The organism is Stenotrophomonas sp. YJH_SMC_79 (assembly GCF_059367995.1).
On record NZ_JCAFRK010000001.1, the window covers coordinates 279,712 to 296,075 of the forward strand.

General features: G+C 67.8%; 16 protein-coding genes. 7 read left to right on the plus strand and 9 right to left on the minus strand.

The annotated features are described in order from the left end of the window. Positions 1–6 precede the first annotated feature (6 nt). Positions 7–462, minus strand: a complete 456-nt coding sequence (locus AC5P57_RS01440; RefSeq protein ID WP_005408436.1) for an SUF system Fe-S cluster assembly regulator — start codon at positions 460–462, stop codon at positions 7–9. Between the two features lie 208 nt (positions 463–670). Between AC5P57_RS01440 and AC5P57_RS01445 the strand changes: the two genes are divergently transcribed. Beyond that, positions 671–1,138, plus strand: a complete 468-nt coding sequence (locus AC5P57_RS01445; protein ID WP_010483549.1) for an SET domain-containing protein — start codon at positions 671–673, stop codon at positions 1,136–1,138. A 38-nt stretch (positions 1,139–1,176) separates the two neighbouring features. Here the strand turns inward: AC5P57_RS01445 and AC5P57_RS01450 are convergent, their stop codons facing one another. The 4 genes from AC5P57_RS01450 to AC5P57_RS01465 all read right to left on the minus strand — a co-directional run bounded on the left by AC5P57_RS01450 (position 1,177) and on the right by AC5P57_RS01465 (position 3,399). Beyond that, positions 1,177–1,773, minus strand: a complete 597-nt coding sequence (locus AC5P57_RS01450) for a YceB family lipoprotein (protein WP_014036282.1) — start codon at positions 1,771–1,773, stop codon at positions 1,177–1,179. An 82-nt stretch (positions 1,774–1,855) separates the two neighbouring features. After that, the gene (locus tag AC5P57_RS01455; protein ID WP_099553067.1) at positions 1,856–2,386 is read right to left on the minus strand and encodes a hypothetical protein; all 531 of its coding nucleotides are present in this window, start codon (positions 2,384–2,386) and stop codon (positions 1,856–1,858) included. Between the two features lie 51 nt (positions 2,387–2,437). Continuing rightward, entirely contained in the window at positions 2,438–2,746 is a 309-nt protein-coding gene (locus AC5P57_RS01460; RefSeq protein ID WP_099553066.1) for a DUF3861 family protein, read from the minus strand. Between the two features lie 254 nt (positions 2,747–3,000). Beyond that, the gene (locus AC5P57_RS01465) at positions 3,001–3,399 is read right to left on the minus strand and encodes an HU family DNA-binding protein (protein WP_010483539.1); all 399 of its coding nucleotides are present in this window, start codon (positions 3,397–3,399) and stop codon (positions 3,001–3,003) included. 371 nt (positions 3,400–3,770) lie between these two features. Here AC5P57_RS01465 and AC5P57_RS01470 point away from each other — a divergent pair, with 371 nt between their 5' ends. Beyond that, positions 3,771–4,202, plus strand: a complete 432-nt coding sequence (locus AC5P57_RS01470) for an OsmC family protein (RefSeq protein ID WP_049430047.1) — start codon at positions 3,771–3,773, stop codon at positions 4,200–4,202. A gap of 161 nt (positions 4,203–4,363) precedes the next feature. On the opposite strand, the gene AC5P57_RS01475 is transcribed toward AC5P57_RS01470, so the two are convergent. Next, on the minus strand, positions 4,364–5,242 hold the full coding sequence (locus tag AC5P57_RS01475) for a PhzF family phenazine biosynthesis protein (protein ID WP_142807444.1): 879 nt from the start codon (positions 5,240–5,242) through the stop codon (positions 4,364–4,366). 131 nt (positions 5,243–5,373) lie between these two features. Continuing rightward, the gene (locus AC5P57_RS01480; protein ID WP_262236077.1) at positions 5,374–6,246 is read right to left on the minus strand and encodes a PhzF family phenazine biosynthesis protein; all 873 of its coding nucleotides are present in this window, start codon (positions 6,244–6,246) and stop codon (positions 5,374–5,376) included. A gap of 75 nt (positions 6,247–6,321) precedes the next feature. Here AC5P57_RS01480 and AC5P57_RS01485 point away from each other — a divergent pair, with 75 nt between their 5' ends. The 3 genes from AC5P57_RS01485 to murD all read left to right on the plus strand — a co-directional run bounded on the left by AC5P57_RS01485 (position 6,322) and on the right by murD (position 11,735). After that, a complete protein-coding gene (locus AC5P57_RS01485; RefSeq protein WP_262236078.1) occupies positions 6,322–8,916 on the plus strand; it encodes a bifunctional aspartate kinase/diaminopimelate decarboxylase in 2,595 nt (864 codons plus the stop codon). 76 nt (positions 8,917–8,992) lie between these two features. Further along, entirely contained in the window at positions 8,993–10,345 is a 1,353-nt protein-coding gene (murL, locus tag AC5P57_RS01490) for a UDP-N-acetyl-alpha-D-muramoyl-L-alanyl-L-glutamate epimerase (protein WP_262236080.1), read from the plus strand. Then, a complete protein-coding gene (murD, locus tag AC5P57_RS01495; RefSeq protein WP_262236082.1) occupies positions 10,326–11,735 on the plus strand; it encodes a UDP-N-acetylmuramoyl-L-alanine--D-glutamate ligase in 1,410 nt (469 codons plus the stop codon). Before murL ends, murD begins: the two co-directional genes overlap by 20 nt. Before the next feature lie 60 nt (positions 11,736–11,795). On the opposite strand, the gene AC5P57_RS01500 is transcribed toward murD, so the two are convergent. Further along, positions 11,796–12,389, minus strand: coding sequence for an SMI1/KNR4 family protein (locus AC5P57_RS01500; protein ID WP_262236083.1), 594 nt, complete (start codon positions 12,387–12,389; stop codon positions 11,796–11,798). Positions 12,390–12,522: 133 nt separating this feature from the next. Here AC5P57_RS01500 and AC5P57_RS01505 point away from each other — a divergent pair, with 133 nt between their 5' ends. Beyond that, positions 12,523–13,314, plus strand: coding sequence for a dienelactone hydrolase family protein (locus AC5P57_RS01505; protein WP_262236084.1), 792 nt, complete (start codon positions 12,523–12,525; stop codon positions 13,312–13,314). Positions 13,315–13,485: 171 nt separating this feature from the next. Here AC5P57_RS01505 and AC5P57_RS01510 read toward each other — a convergent pair whose 3' ends face one another. Beyond that, a complete protein-coding gene (locus tag AC5P57_RS01510; RefSeq protein WP_262236086.1) occupies positions 13,486–14,484 on the minus strand; it encodes a polyprenyl synthetase family protein in 999 nt (332 codons plus the stop codon). A gap of 214 nt (positions 14,485–14,698) precedes the next feature. On the opposite strand from AC5P57_RS01510, the gene AC5P57_RS01515 reads away from it, so the two are divergent. Next, positions 14,699–16,312: an alpha-glucosidase gene (locus AC5P57_RS01515; protein ID WP_262236088.1), complete on the plus strand. Its 1,614-nt coding sequence runs from the start codon at positions 14,699–14,701 to the stop codon at positions 16,310–16,312. The last annotated feature ends 52 nt before the right edge of the window (positions 16,313–16,364 follow it).

Genomic DNA, 16,364 nt, shown 5'->3' on the forward strand with positions numbered 1-16,364 from the left:
TACGGATCAGGAGACGACGTCGACAGCGATGGTGCGGCGCTGTTCGTCATCGGCAAGGGGGAGAGGGGGCAGGATCTGGGCGAGGGTGACATCGCGCAGGGCCTCGGAAACCACGTCGTTGATCAGCCGCCAGCTGCTGCGCGCGCCGCACTTGGGCGCCATGCCGCACTGGTGGTGGTCGTGGCTGCATTCGGTCAGGGCCAGCGGCCCTTCCATTGCTTCGACCACTTCGAACAGCGAGATCTCGATGGCCGGGCGGGTCAGCCGGTAGCCGCCGCGGACGCCGCGCAGGCCTTCAACCAGGCCGGCCTGGGCCAGCGGCTTGAGCACCTTGCTGACGGTGGGCGGCTCCAGACCGGTGAATTCGGCCAGCTCGGTGGCACTGAGTACCTCGCCCGGACGGGCGGCAAGCACGGTCAGTACCACGGTGGCGTAATCGGTGAGCTTGGTGACACGCAACATGGGAATGCGAGCGGTTCTTAAAGCGGACTGAAATTGTACGCTTTTATTCGCCGGCATCCAACCCGGGCATTCAGCCGACGCTGGGGCCGGGCCGGGAGGACACACCGGGGCCGTTGCCAGGCGCAATGCTGCGCCAACGGGGTGATTTTCGCAATCACCCGGAATGGGCGAGAATCAGCGTTCCTTTCGCTGCAGACCTCCCTTGCCGATGCCCAAGAAGATCCAAGCCCGCAAGTCCGCCATCCACGGCAACGGTGTTTTTTCCGTGGCCCCGATCAAGCAGGGCGAGCGCGTGATCCAGTACAAGGGCCTGCTGCGCAGCCACGGCGACGTTGATGCCGATGACAGCGGCGACGTCGAAAGTGGCCATACCTTCCTGTTCACCCTCAATGACGACTGGGTGATCGATGCCAACTACAAGGGCAATGACGCGCGCTGGATCAACCACAGCTGCGACCCGAACTGCGAAGCGGTGATCGAGGAAGACGAGGACGGTGACAGCCGTGGCGACAAGGTGTTCATCGAAGCACTGCGCGACATCAAGGCCGGTGAGGAACTGACCTACAACTACGGCATCACCCTGGCCGAGCGCCACACCGCCAAGCTCAAGAAGATCTGGGAGTGCCGCTGCGGCTCGCCCAAGTGCACCGGCACCATGCTGCAGCCCAAGCGCTGACCCGCAATGGGTAGTGCCGGCCAGCGGCCGGCACTACCTTACTTGCCCAGCACGCCTGCCGGCACCAGGTTGCCCAGGTTCTGGTTGAAGGTGACCACCAGCTTGCCGTTCTTCACCTGCGCCGACTGTACCTGCAGGGCGCCAAGTACACCGGCCACGGCCGGATCCAGCTTGTAGATCGGCTCGCGCTGGGCGTAGTCGCTCAGCCAGGCGTTGAGCAGGCCGCGGGTGCGCGAGTCGAGACGACCGCCCTGGTTGGCGGGGGTGAAGTCATCCACGCTGGGCTGCTGCAGGTGGAAACCCTGGGTCTGCGCGTCGTAGCGCAGGCCGCTGCTGAGCTTCACCGTACCCAGTCTGGCCGGATTGCCACCGGCGGTGGCCAGTGCAACGTCCATGCCGAGGTTCAAGCGCTCGCCGGCCGGGAGGCTCAGCTGGGGGTGGCTCATGGTCAGCGCGATCAGTCCGCCCAGGGCGTCCTGGGTGCGCGGGAAGCTGCCATCGAGGTACTGCTGCACATCGCTGGCGCCCACCGACAGTTCGCGGCCGGAAATGGAAGGGGCGGCCTGGGCACCGATCGCGGCTGCGATCAGTACGGTGGAGGCGGCGAGGCGGGTCATCAGGGAACGCAGGCGCATGGCGGTGACCGCTGGACAGGGAATGGATGGAGGAAAGAGTAGCCGGGGCGGCTGAATCGTGCGTGCATGCCGCTGCAACGGTTCAGTCCAGCGTTGGCCGCAGTTGCGCCGACTGGATCTGCCAGGCGCGGCCATCGGGGCTGGGTTGCACGCGGTACCAGCCGCCGAAGCGGAAGGTGCCTTGTGCGGTGGTCGCGCGGAGCCGCACCGGCACCTCCAGCAACCGGGATGGCTGCCGGCCGTCGCGTGCCAGCGGGGTTCCGCTGTCCAGGCGCAGCGTGCGCAGGTCCTGCAACTGGCGTATCGCAGCGTCATCTGCGCGGTGCGGATCGGCCGGTGGCATCGCCCATGCCGCGTCGCTGGCGCTGCGGTTGCGGTTGAGCAGCGCGATCACGTAGCGGTTGAGCATCACCGAAGGTGGTTCGGCGTCGGCAGCGACCGCGGCGAACAGCGGATCGATCGTTGCTGACTGCAGGGGCGCTGCGTCGGTGTCTGCAACGGCCTGTGCTCCCGCGCTGGCTGGTGATGGCGCAGGCGCAACGTCCGGTTGTGCAGTGGGCCTGGAACAGCCCAGCAGCACCAGTGGCGCGATCAGGAATAGAGTCCTGCGCATGCCTCCTCCCCGAGGCGACGTGGAGAAGGCAGTGTATCGACTGCGCCCCGGTCAGCGGGAGGTGGGCAACTGTTCCAGTGCATCCAGCGCCGGCAGCACCTGCCCGGCGATGGCGGCCAACGCGTGTCCATCGGTTTCGGCGTGGCGCTGCACGATGTCGCGCAGCAGCTGGGTGGCAATCACCAGGGTCGCACGTTCATCGCCGCTGAGCCCGGCGGTGCGCGGTGCCGCTTCCAGCAGGCGCATCAGGTCGCGGCTGGCGCGATGTTCCAGTTCGATGGTGCAACGCCCGGTGCACTGCACCCCGTCCTTTTCGATGGGGGTCACCGAGATCCGGTAGCGGGTGGAGGGGCTGGCCATGAGGGGATGCTCGCCGTAGCTGTGGAGGATGTGCCAACGATAGGCAAGGCCACGGCCGGCGGCGACGGCCGGCGCTGCACGCAGTGTTCCACCCGGTACGTTCCGGCACCGCCGCAGGCGGGGCCCAGCCAATGGCGACGGGCCTGTACGGGCATTCCCGGGGATGCGGCAACGCTGTGTTGCGGGCCGTGGTTGGGACAAAAAAAACGGGACGGCCAGAGCCGTCCCGTCGGAATCCGCGTTGGGGCGCGCGCTTACAGCGCGGCGTCCTTCAGCTTCTTCAGCGGACGCACCTTCAGCTTGGTGGTAGCCGGCTTGGCGGCGAACCACTGTTCTTCCTTGGTGAACGGGTTGATGCCCTTGCGCTTCGGCTTGGCCGGCACATTGACGGTGGTGATCTTCAGCAGGCCCGGCAGGGTGAAGGAGCCAGCGCCCTTCTTGTGCACCGAGGATGCGACGGCGCTTTCCAGCGAGGCCAGCACAGCGCGGACGTCCTTGGCGATGACGCCGGAGGCTTCAGCGATGTGTGCAACCAGGCCGGACTTGGTCAGCACTTCCTTGATCGGCTTCGGAGCGGCCGGCTTGGCGGCTGCCTTCGTCGCGACTTTCTTCACTGCCTTCTTCGGGGCAGCCTTCTTAGCGGTCTTTGCCATGGTTTCCTGTTCCGTGAACGGTTGGTTGTTTGGTCGGCGCCGAACCCCGTCGGCAAGCGCAATGTAGGGCAACTCTCGGGCGCCGCCAATAGCCCGAAGCGCGGAAAGTGCATGTTTTTTCATATCCAGGCCGATTCAGTACATGGCCGGCGATGGGGGACGGGGGTGTCGGGACGCGGCTGGCCGCCAGCGCCTGGTCATCGGCAGGATGCGCGAAACCACTGAAAACAAGGGGGAAATGCGTTTCCGGCTGGTGAGGAAGTGTCCATCTGCCCAGCGCCGGAGCGACGTGGCGCGTGCGGCGGAGCGACGCAGGGCTAACGCGCCACGTGCGAGGGTGATCGTTCATCACCGTCACGCAGGAGCAGCACATGGGAATCTCGCGACACGCCACCGCGCACTGGGAAGGCGACCTGAAGTCGGGCAAGGGGCAGTTGAGCACGCCGCAGAGTGGCCTGCTGGACAAGACCCGCTACGGCTTCAACAGCCGTTTCGGCGACGAAAAGGGCACCAATCCGGAAGAACTGATCGCTGCCGCGCACGCCGGCTGTTTCACCATGGCGCTGTCGGCCAAGCTGGGCGAAGCCGGCTTTACCCCGACCTCGCTGGATACCGAAGCCAAGGTCGATCTGTCGCTGGAAGGCGGCCCGCAGCTGTCGCAGATCCGGTTGAAAGTGAAGGCCGTTGTGCCGGGTATCGACGCGGCGAAATTCCGCGCGATTGCCGATGATGCCAAGCAGAACTGCCCGGTGTCCAAGGCGTTGAGCGCGGTGCCGATCAGCCTGGAAGCCGAGCTGGGCTGACCCAGGGTAGTGCCGGCCGCTGGCCGGCAACTGCATGAATCGATGATTGCAGAGGCAGCCGGCCAGCGTTATGGCGGCCTTCCTGGCCGCCACCCTCCGGGCCGTCGCGTCCGACGTTGGCAGCGGCTCCTGCCGCTGCCTTCGGCTCTACCCTGCGGCGTTTACCAGTCAAGGGTGCCGGTAATCACCGTCTGCACCTGGCCGCCGGACCAGACCTCGCCGTCCTCATCGACCAACAGGGTCAGGCGCGCATCGTGGCCGACTTCGCGGCCCTGGCTGACTTCGTACGGCGCACGGCCCCGCGGCAGGGCCTCGCGCAGGTCCAGCCACGCGGCCAACACGGCGTTGGCGGCACCCGAGGCGGCGTCTTCGAAGCGGCGACCGTTGCCGACGAAGGCGCGCACGGCCAGGTCGAATCCCTCGCGGCCATCGCTGAAGGCATAGGCGAACACGCCCATGCTGTCGGTGGATTCAGCCAATGCCGCCACCGCATCCCAATCCGGACGCAGGGCGCGCAACGCGGCTTCATCGGCCACCTGCACCACCCACCAGCTGCGGCCACCCTGCATGCGTGCCGGCGGCAACGTGCCCAATGGCCAGCCCTTCAGTGCTGCCTGCAGCCGCGGATCGGTGGCCTCGGCGGTTTCGGCCAGCTGCGCGCGCGGGGTGCGGATGGCGATGCGCTGCTGCGCACCTTCGCCACTGACACGCAGCGGCAGGGCACCGGCAATGCCGTCCTGCACCAGCACACCGTCGACCGGTGCGGCCAGGCCCGCCTGCAGCACCGCATGCGCGGTACCGACGCTGGGGTGGCCTGCGAACGGGACTTCCTTCTGCGGGCTGAACATGCGCAATCGATAGCTGGTGCCGGGCGCCTGCGGCGGAAACACGAAGGTGGTCTCCGGCAGGCGCGTCCAGCGCGCGATGGCCTGCATTCTGGCGTCGTCCAGGCCTTCGGCGTCGAGTACAACGGCCAGCGGATTGCCAGCGCCGGCGCGCGGGGAGAACACATCCAGCTGCAGGAAACGACGGGTGGTCATCGGGGCAAAACTCCAGTAAACAGGCGGCATAGCGTAGCGCGCGGCACCCAAAAGGGGACGGAGGGAATTAAGTCGCTTTTGCCCCATGTGCCATAAGCGACTTAATTCCCTCCGTCCCCTTTTTCCGTGCGCTACCAGCGAATGTGTCCGTCGATGACCGGCTGCACCTGGCCGCCAATCCACACCGTGCCCTGCGCATCGACCTGTACCTGCACGAGGCCATCGCGTCCCACTTCACGGCCCTGGCTGGCCACGTAGCGGCCCTCGTGGCCGGGCAGGGCATCGCGCTGCCGCAGCCAGGCGCCAATCAGCGCATTGGCGCTGCCGGTCACCGGGTCCTCGGGCACGCTGGGCGCATCAGCGGGACAGAACGCGCGCACCACGCGGGTGTGGTCGGTGCCGGCTTCGTCGGCGAATACCGCCACGCCCGTGGCATCGGTCGCCCGACTCCAGCCGGCCAGCGCGGCCATGTCCGGCACCAGGCTGCGCACGGCGGCGGCATCGCGCAGTGGCAGCAGCCACCAGCGTGCACCGTTGTCCCACAATTCGGGTGCGTGCCCGCTGGCCGCCAGCGCCAGCAGCTGCTCCGGCGCGGCGTCCGCCGTCGTGTCCAGTTGTCGTGCCGGTGGGCTGGCCAGCTGGATCTGCAGTGTCTCGGCCGGGCCGCTCACCCGTACCGGCAGCAACCCCGCCGCGCATTGCTGCAGCAGGGCGCCGCCGCGCGGTTGCGCCAGGCCGCAGGTCACCGCCACCCACGCCGCACCGACGCTGGGATGCCCGGCGAACGCCAGTTCCCGGGTCGGGGTGAAGATGCGGATGTGGTAGTCGGCGCCGGGCGCGCTGGGGCGCAGGAAGAACACCGTCTCGGACAGGTTCAGCCAGGCGGACAGGGCCTGCATCTGGCTGCCGGAGAGCCTGTCGGCGTCCAGGATGGCGCCCAGGGGATTGCCGGTGCCGGGGCGGGGGGCAAAGACATCGAGCTGCAGGTAACGGAGGACGGCCATCTACGGGGATATTGCGCTTAGAATCAAAGGTTCCGCCCCCGAGGGCGGCTTCCCCACATTCTACATAGCCAATCCATGTCAGCTTCCCCCCTTGTCGATCGTTGGATCGTACTGAAGTTCGGCGGCACCTCGGTGTCGCGTCGTCATCGCTGGGACACGATCGGGAAGCTGGCGAAAAAACGTGCGGAAGAGACCGGCTCGCGCGTGCTGGTGGTGGTGTCGGCGCTGTCCGGGGTCACCAACGAACTGACCGCGATCGCCGATGGCGCGCCGGACAGCCGTGATCGCGTGGCCGCGCTGGTCGAGCGCCACGAGGGCTTCCTGGTTGAACTGGGCCTGGGCCGTGAGGTGCTGGCCGAGCGCCTGGCGGCGCTGCAGGGCCTGTTGGACGACGCGCGCGCCGCGACCCGTCCGCTGGAATGGCAGGCCGAAGTGCTGGGCCAGGGCGAGCTGTTGTCCTCCACCCTGGGCGCGGCCTATCTGCACGCCTCGGGCCTGGACATGGGCTGGATGGACGCCCGCCAGTGGCTGGACGCGATGCCGCCGCAGCCGAACCAGAGTGACTGGTCGCAGCGCCTTTCGGTAAACTGCCAGTGGCGCGCCGATGCGGAGTGGATGCAGCGCTTCCGCGCGCAGCCGACCCGCCTGCTGATCACCCAGGGCTTCATTTCCCGCCATGCCGACGGCGGCACCGCCATCCTCGGCCGCGGCGGCTCGGACACCTCGGCGGCGTACTTCGGTGCGCTGCTGGGGGCCAGCCGTGTGGAGATCTGGACCGATGTGCCGGGCATGTTCAGCGCCAACCCGAAGGACGTGCCGGACGCGCGCCTGCTGACCCGCCTGGACTATTACGAAGCGCAGGAAATCGCCACGACCGGCGCCAAGGTGCTGCACCCGCGCTCGATCAAGCCGTGCCGCGATGCCGGCGTGCCGATGGCCATCCTCGATACCGAGCGCCCGGAACTGCCGGGTACCAGCATCGATGGCAGTGCCGCACCGGTGCCGGGGGTGAAGGCGATCAGCCGCCGCAACGGCATCGTGCTGGTGTCGATGGAAGGCATCGGCATGTGGCAGCAGGTCGGCTTCCTGGCCGATGTGTTCAACCTGTTCAAGAAGCATGGCCTGTCGGTGGACCTGATCGGTTCGGCCGAAACCAACGTCACCGTGTCGCTGGACCCGTCCGAGAACCTGGTCAACACCGATGTGCTGGCCGCGCTGTCGGCCGACCTGTCGCAGATCTGCAAGGTGAAGGTGATCGTGCCATGCGCGGCGATCACCCTGGTTGGTCGTGGCATGCGTTCGCTGCTGCACAAGCTGTCGGATGTGTGGGCCACCTTCGGCCGCGAGCGCGTGCACATGATCTCGCAGTCGTCCAACGACCTGAACCTGACCTTCGTCATCGACGAGGCCGATGCCGATGGTCTGCTGCCGGTGCTGCACGCCGAGCTGATCGACAGCGGCGCGATGCCAGTGGAAGAGACCGAAGTGTTCGGCCCGCGCTGGCGCGAGATCGCCGGCACCGTGCGCCCGCGTGGCACGCCGTGGTGGCGGGGCCAGCGTGCGCACCTGCTGCAGCTGGCCGATGCCGGCACGCCGCGCTACGTCTACCACCTGCCGACGGTGCGCGCCCGCGCCCGTGCGCTGGCTGCGATCAAGCCGATCGACCAGCGCTACTACGCGATCAAGGCCAACAGCCACCCGGCCATCCTGCAGCTGCTGGAAGCCGAAGGTTTCGGCCTCGAGTGCGTATCGCACGGCGAGCTGAAGCACGTGTTCCAGCACCTGCCGGAACTGTCGCCCAAGCGCGTGCTGTTCACCCCCAGCTTCTGCCCACGCAGCGAGTACGAAGCCGCATTCGCGCTGGGCGTGACCGTCACCGTCGACAACGTTGAAGCACTGCAGCGCTGGCCGGACCTGTTCCGTAACCGAGAGCTGTGGCTGCGTGTCGACCTGGGCCGTGGCGAAGGCCACCATGCCAAGGTCCGTACCGGCGGCAAGGACTCCAAGTTCGGCCTGCCGATCGCCCGCGTCGACGAGTTCGTGCGCGCGGCCACCGATCTGGGCAGCCGCGTGGTCGGCCTGCATGCGCACCTGGGCAGTGGCGTGGAAACCGCGCAGCACTGGCGCCTGATGTGCGATGAACTGGCCGGTTTCGCCCGCCGCATCGGCAGCGTGCAGACCATCGACATCGGTGGCGGCCTGCCGATTCCGTATTCCGCCGAGGACGAGCCGTTCGACCTGGATGCCTGGGCCGAGGGCCTGGCCGAGGTCAAGGCGCTGCATCCGGCCTTCCGCCTGGCGATCGAGCCGGGCCGCTACCTGGTGGCCGAGTCCGGCGTGCTGCTGACCCATGTCACCCAGGTGGTGGAGAAGGACGGCGTGCGCCGCGTCGGCCTGGATGCGGGCATGAACGCACTGATGCGCCCGGCCCTGTACGACGCCTGGCACGACATCGAGAACCTCAGCCGCCAGGGTGGGTATGCCGAGGCGGCGTTCGATGTGGTTGGCCCGATCTGCGAATCCAGCGATGTGTTCGGCAAGCGCCGCAAGCTGCCGGTGTCGACCGCGCCGGACGACGTGATGCTGATCGCCGATGCCGGCGCCTACGGCTATTCGATGGCCAACACCTACAACCAGCGGATGCTGCCGCGCGAAGACGTGATCGAATGATCGCCGCGCGCGCCCTGCACCCGCCCACCGACACGCCCCGCGCCATCGCGCGGGCCCGTGCCTGACCGGATACACCATGACTGCTTTCGACAAACACCAGGTTTCCCGCTTCCGCTTCGTCCGCTGCGAGTTCGCCGCGCAGACCGGCGTGGCCAAGCTGGTCTATGCCTTTGATGACGGCCCGGAGATGGTGGAGACCATCACCGTGCCGGGCGCCCCGTTCGTGCTGGACGAGGCGCGTACCGCTGCCGTGCAGCGCGCGCTGCAGCTGCTGCACCTGATCGCCGGTGTCAGCTACTACAAGGCGGGCGTACCGGAGACGGTCAGCATCGACAGCTATGCCATCGATGCCGATACCGCTGCGCTGGTGGAGACGGTCTATCTCAACGGCCTGGGTGAATTCGCGTACCGCAACGGCCTGAACCTGCGCGGGCGCTTCCGCCTGCCGGTGCAGGGCGAAGCGGTGCAGGCGCCGGTGCTGGGCCTGCAGCCGCACGCGCTGGTGGCGATCGGCGGCGGCAAGGATTCGCTGGTCAGCATCGAAGCGCTGCGCCGTGCCGGCGTGGACGAAACGGTGACCTGGATCGGCGGTTCGCAGCTGATCCGCGCCTGTGCCGAGCGTACCGGCCTGCCGACGCTGAACCTGGGCCGCGCGCTGGCGCCAGAACTGTTCGAGCTCAACCGCCAGGGCGCCTGGAACGGCCATATCCCGGTCACCGCGGTGAACTCGGCGATCATGGTGCTGGCCGCGCTGCTGCAGGGCGTGGACCAGGTGGTGTTCTCCAATGAGCGTTCGGCCAGCTACGGCAGCCAGATTCCGGGCACCGGCGAAGTGAACCACCAGTGGTCCAAGGGCTGGGCGTTCGAGCAGGCCTTCGGCAGCCATGTGCAGGCGCACGTGGCGGCGGACCTGCAGTACTACTCGCTGCTGCGCCCGATGTCCGAGCTGGCGGTGGCCCGCCAGTTCGCCAAGACCGACTTCTACGACGCGCACTTCTCCAGCTGCAACCGCAACTTCCACATCCTCGGCGAGCGCCCGGTGAACCGCTGGTGCGGCGTCTGCCCGAAGTGCCATTTCGTGTTCCTGGCGCTGGCCCCGTTCATGCCCAAGACGCGCCTGGTGCGCATCTTCGGCCGCAACCTGCTGGACGATGCCGAGCAGGCCGGTGGTTTCGATGCGCTGCTGGAATTCCAGGACCACAAGCCGTTTGAGTGCGTCGGCGAAGGCCGCGAATCGCGTGCGGCGATGGCGACCCTGGCGCAGCGCCCGGAGTGGAAGGAAGACGTGCTGGTGAAGCGCTTCTGCAATGAGATCCAGCCGCAGCTGGATGCCGCCGAACTGGAACTGGCACCGCTGCTGCAGCTGCAGGGCGAGCACCGCGTTCCGGCTGCGCTGTGGGAACGGGTGCGTGAAGATTTCCAAGCTTGAAGGAAAGCGCGTTGCGCTGTGGGGCTGGGGCCGTGAGGGCCGCGCCGCGTTTGCGGTGCTGCGTGAGCGACTGCCCACGCTGCCGCTGAGCCTGTTCTGCCCGGCGGCCGAAGTCGAGGCCGCGCGTGCGGAAACGCAGGGCGTGCTGGACGTGCGTGGTGAGCCTTCTGCTGAAGCGCTGGCCGCGTTTGACGTGGTGATCAAGTCTCCCGGCATCAGCCCCTACCAGCCGGTCGCGCTGGCGGCGGCGGGGCAGGGCACCACCTTTATCGGCGGCACTGCGCTGTGGTTTGCCGAGCATGCGGGTGCCGATGGCACCGTGCATGACACCGTGTGCGTGACCGGCACCAAGGGCAAGAGCACCACCACCGCGCTGGTCGCACACCTGTTGCGCGCGGCCGGCCACCGTACCGGCCTGGTCGGCAACATCGGCCTGCCGCTGCTGGAAGTGCTGGACCCGCAACCCGCACCCGAGTACTGGGCGGTGGAACTGTCCAGCTACCAGACCGGCGAAGTGGCGCGCAGTGGCGCCCACCCGCAGGTGGCGGTGGTGCTGAACCTGTTCCCCGAACACCTGGACTGGCACGGCAGCGAGCAGCGTTACATCGAGGACAAGCTGCGGCTGGTGACCGAAGCTGCGCCGCGCATCGCCGTGCTCAACGCCGCCGATCCGCACCTGGCCGCGCTGTCGCTGCCTGACAGCGAAGTGGTCTGGTTCAACCAGGCGCAGGGCTGGCATATGCGTGGTGACATCGTGCATCGCGGTGAGCAGGCCGTGTTCGATACCCGCAACACACCGCTGCCGGGCCGCCACAACCGCGGCAACCTGTGCGCGGTGCTGGCCGCGCTGGAAGCGCTGGGGCTGGACGCGGTGGCGCTGGCGCCGGCGGTGCAGGATTTCCGGCCCCTGCCGAATCGCCTGCAACGCATCGGCGCGGCCGATGGCCTGACCTACGTCAACGATTCGATCAGCACCACGCCGCATGCCAGCCTGGCTGCGCTGGAGTGCTTTGCCGGGCAGCGCATCGCGTTGCTGGTGGGCGGGCACGACCGTGGCCTGGACTGGACCGATTTCATGCAGCACATGGCCCACGACGTGCCGCCGGTGGAGATCGTGACCATGGGCAGCAACGGCCCCCGCATCCACGCGATGCTGCAGCCGTTGGCCGATGCCGGTCGCTTCGGCCTGCACGCTGCAGGTGATCTGCCCGAGGCGATGGCCTTGGCGCGCGCCGCGCTGGGTGCGCAGGGTGGGGTGGTGCTGCTGTCGCCGGGCGCGCCGAGCTTTGGCGCCTATCGCGACTACGTGGCGCGTGGCCGTCATTTCGCTGAGCTGGCCGGGTTTGACCCGGAGAGCATCAGCGCGATTCCGGGGTTGGGTATCGCTTGAAGGTAGTGCCGGCCGCTGGCCGGCAACCTCCGGAGAAATTCATCCACGCATGGCGTGGATCTACTGTTCCTCGTCGATGAACGCGTAGCCGCCGTCGATCAGCTGCTGCAGATACGCATCGAAGCTGGGCGCGATCACCGCGTAGCTGTCCGGATCGTGCAGGTAGCGCACCACCTGGCCGGCAACGCCGCCGGGTGCCGGATCAAAATCCAGGTACAGCATCGAGGTGCCGCCATTGTTCATGCAGTGCGAGAAGCACAGGCGGCGGTTCATCGGCAGATCGGCGTCGATGCCTTCACCCAGGATCTCCGGCTCGTCGTCCAGCCATTCCTCGTAGATGGAACGGATGCTGTCGTCCCATTGCTGCTGGTCTTCGAAGATCTGCGCGACCGAGCGCAGGTAGTACGGATAGCCGCCGTCTTCCACGTCCGAGCCGAGCATCAGCACGCAGACCTCACCGCTGGGGTACTCGCGGAAGTGGGTGCCATCCACGCGGGACAACAGTTCTGCCAGGCTGTCCGGCACCAGCGGCCACTGCGCACGCAGGCGCTGCAGGTCTTCGGCGCTGGCGCCCTGCACATGGGCCCACTGCGGGGCATCGTCGGCAGGCAGGCGTGGGATCAGGCCAGACAGAAAGCGATCAACCAGGTTCATGCGAAAAAAGGGGACGGAGGGGATTAAGTCGTATCCAACCACACCTGCGTCACGTCGCCAATGCAGAATGCGACGCGGGAGGGGCGAATACGGCTTAATCCCCTCCGTCCCCTTTTTCTTGCGGAGCAGGCGCATGAATCGTTGGCGATGCGGTGTGGCGGTGATGCTGGGGCTGGCGGCGATGCCGGCGTGGGCGGCGATGAAGACGCAGCCGGTGGAGTGGAAGCACCAGGGCACGACCTTCAGTGGCGTGCTGGTCTATGACGACGGCGACAACGACAAGCGCCCGGGCCTGGTGATGGTGCCGAACTGGAAGGGTGTGAACGCATCGGCCATCGAGAAGGCCAAGCTGCTGGCCGGCGATGACTACGTGGTGCTGGTGGCCGATGTGTACGGCAAGGGCGTGCGGCCGAAGACCGATGCCGAGGCCGGCCCGGTGGCGACCAGGCTGCGCAACGATCGGCCGCTGCTGCGCGCGCGTGCGCTGGAAGCGGTGAACGTGCTCAAGGCGCAGGCCGGCAAGGTGCCGCTGGATGCTGGCCGGATCGGTGCGGTGGGCTTCTGTTTCGGCGGCACCACGGTGCTGGAGCTGGCCCGTGCCGGCGCGCCGTTGGCCGGCGTGGTCAGCCTGCATGGGGGGCTGGGTTCGCCGCTGCCGGCGCAGGCCGGTGGCACGCACCCGTCGGTGCTGGTGCTCAACGGGGCCGACGACAAGAGCGTGACCGCCGAGGACATCGCCGGTTTCCAGAAGGAAATGAACGCAGCCAAGGTCGATTGGGAGTTCACCAACTACAGCGGTGCGGTGCATTGCTTCGCCGAGCGCGATGCCAACAGCCCGCCGGGCTGCCAGTACAACGAGCGTGCGGCCAAGCGTGCGTGGAAGGCGCTGGATGAGTTCTTCGAGGAGCGCTTCGAGAAACGTTGACCCGTGCAGCGGTAGTGCCGGCCGCTGGCCGGCAACCTCATGATGCTGCCGATGTCATCGGGAATGCCGGCCAGCGGCCGGCACTACCGGATGCAGTCAATGCGAGCGGTCGGCACCCACCGGAATGCCGGTCTGGTGGGTGCCGACCGTTGGTCGGCACGCCTTCATCGGTCAATGCGAGCGCTGCACCGCGTAACGGGCCAGACCACGCAGGGCGGCCACGGCGTCGTTGTCAGCCAGGCCATCGAGCGCGCGCTCGGCGGCTTCGGCATATTCCTCGGCACGCGCGCGGCTGTACTCCAGGCCGCCGGTGGCGCGGATCGCGGCCAGCACTTCCGGCATCGCCGAGGCATCACCATCCTGCACGATGGTGCGCAGGCGCTCGCGGGTGGCATCGTCGGAGTGGGCCATCGCGTGGATCAGCGGAAGCGTCGCCTTGCCCTCTGCAAGGTCGTCGCCCAGGTTCTTGCCCAGCTCCTCGGCGTTGGCCGAGTAGTCCAGCACGTCGTCGGCGATCTGGAACGCGTAGCCCAGGTGCATGCCGTAGTCGAACAGGGCCTGCTGGGTGGCTTCGTCCACACCGCTGGCCAGCGCGCCCAGGCGGGTACCGGCAGCGAACAGCACCGCGGTCTTGCGCTCGATAACGCGCAGGTACGCGGCTTCGTCAGTATCGGGGTTGTGCACGTGCAGCAGCTGCAGCACCTCACCCTCGGCGATGCGGTTGGTGGCATCGGCCAGGATCTGCATCACCGACATGCGCTCCAGCTCGACCATCAGCTGGAAGCTGCGCGAGTACAGGAAGTCGCCGACCAGTACGCTGGGCGCGTTGCCCCACAGCGCGTTGGCGGTGCTGCGGCCACGCCGCAGGCTGGATTCGTCCACCACGTCGTCGTGCAGCAGGGTGGAGGTGTGGATGAACTCGATGATCGCGGCCAGCTGGTGGTGGTCCGCGCCCACATTGCCGACCGCACGGCCGGCCAGCATCACCAGCATCGGGCGCAGGCGCTTGCCGCCGGCGGAAATGATGTGGTCGGCGATCTGGTTGATAAGCACGACGTCCGAGGACAGCCGGCGCCGGATCAGGGCGTCGACGGCGGCCATGTCGGCCGCGGCAAGCGACTGGATCTGGGGCAGGCCCAGGGCGGGACGGGTGTCTTCGGTGATGGTCATGCGATCAGGCTTTCAGGCTCACCACTGATTATAGGCGCTGGCCGTGAATTCGGGCGCAAACCGGGCCGACCGGCGTCCGCGGCCTGGCCAAGGCGGCCGCCTGCGTGAATACGTATGCAGGTTGCGCCATGCCCGGGAGGCCGCCGCTAAGCTTGCCGGAACAGGATTTCGGCCCGCTTCCGGCGGGCCCCGCATGCCCGGAGGGGGGCTGTCGATGTCGCACTATCCATGGTGGCGCGGAGCCGTCATCTACCAGATCTACCCGCGCAGCTACCTCGATGCCAACGGCGATGGCGTGGGCGACCTGCCGGGCATCATCGAGCGGCTGGACCACATTGCCGCGCTGGGCGTGGACGCGATCTGGATCTCGCCGTTCTTCAAGTCGCCGATGGCCGACTTCGGCTACGACATCGCCGACTACCGCGACGTCGACCCGCTGTTCGGCAGCCTGGACGACTTCGACCGCCTGCTGGCCAAGGCGCACGGTCTGGGCCTGAAGGTGATGATCGACCAGGTGCTGAGCCACACCTCGATCGAGCACGCCTGGTTCCGCGAGAGCCGCCAGGACCGCAGCAACCCGAAGGCGGACTGGTACGTCTGGGCCGACCCGCGCGAGGACGGCACGCCGCCGAACAACTGGCTGTCGCTGTTCGGTGGCGGCGCCTGGCAGTGGGAGCCTCGCCGTGAGCAGTACTACCTGCACAACTTCCTGGTCGACCAGCCGGACCTGAACTTCCATCACCCGGACGTGCAGCAGGCCACCCTGGACAACGTGCGCTTCTGGCTGGACCGCGGCGTGGACGGCTTCCGCCTGGATGCGATCAACTTCTGCTTCCACGATGCGCAGCTGCGCGACAACCCGCCCAAGCCGGCGGACAAGCGCGTGGGCCGCGGCTTCAGTCCAGACAACCCGTACGCGTACCAGTATCACTATTACAACAACACCCAGCCGGAGAACCTGCCGTTCCTGGGGCAGCTGCGCGCGCTGCTGGACGAGTACCCGGGCGCGGTCAGCCTCGGCGAGATTTCCTCGGAGGACTCGCTGGCCACCACCGCCGAGTACACCCAGGACGGCCGCCTGCACATGGGCTACAGCTTCGAGCTGCTGGTCAACGACTACAGTGCGGCCTACATCCGCGATACGGTCTCGCGCCTGGAAGCGGTGATGACCGAAGGCTGGCCCTGCTGGGCGGTTTCGAATCACGACGTGGAGCGGGCGGTCAGCCGCTGGGGCGGCCACCCGGCCGACCCGCGCCTGGCGCGGATGCTGGTGGCGCTGCTGTGCTCGCTGCGCGGCTCGGTGTGCCTGTACCAGGGCGAGGAGCTGGGCCTGGCCGAGGCCGAGGTGCCGTTCGAGGCCCTGCAGGACCCCTATGGCATCACCTTCTGGCCGAACTTCAAGGGCCGCGACGGCTGCCGTACCCCGCTGCCGTGGACCGACGCTCCGCTGGCTGGCTTCACCTCCGGCAAGCCCTGGCTGCCGATCCCGGCCGAGCACCGGGCGGCGGCGGTGGCCGTGCAGGAGCGCGACCCGAACTCGGTCCTGGCGGCGTTCCGGGCATTCCTGGCCTGGCGGCATGGCCAGCCGGCGCTATTGCATGGCAGCATCCGATTCATCGAAAGCGCCGAGCCAGTGCTGCTGTTCGAGCGTATGCTTGCAGATGAAACCCTCCTGCTGGCCTTCAACCTGACGGCCGAGGCGGTGAGCCATCCGCTGCCGCCGGGCAACTGGCAGCAGGTGGCGGTGCCGGGCCCGGATGCGGGCACGGTGCAGGGCAATGAACTCCAGCTGCCGCCGCGTGCGGTGTATTGCGCCCGACGCAGCTGACCGTTTTCTCCGGTGGCGGTACTTGCGGGGACGGGGCCGAAGCGCCCCGTCC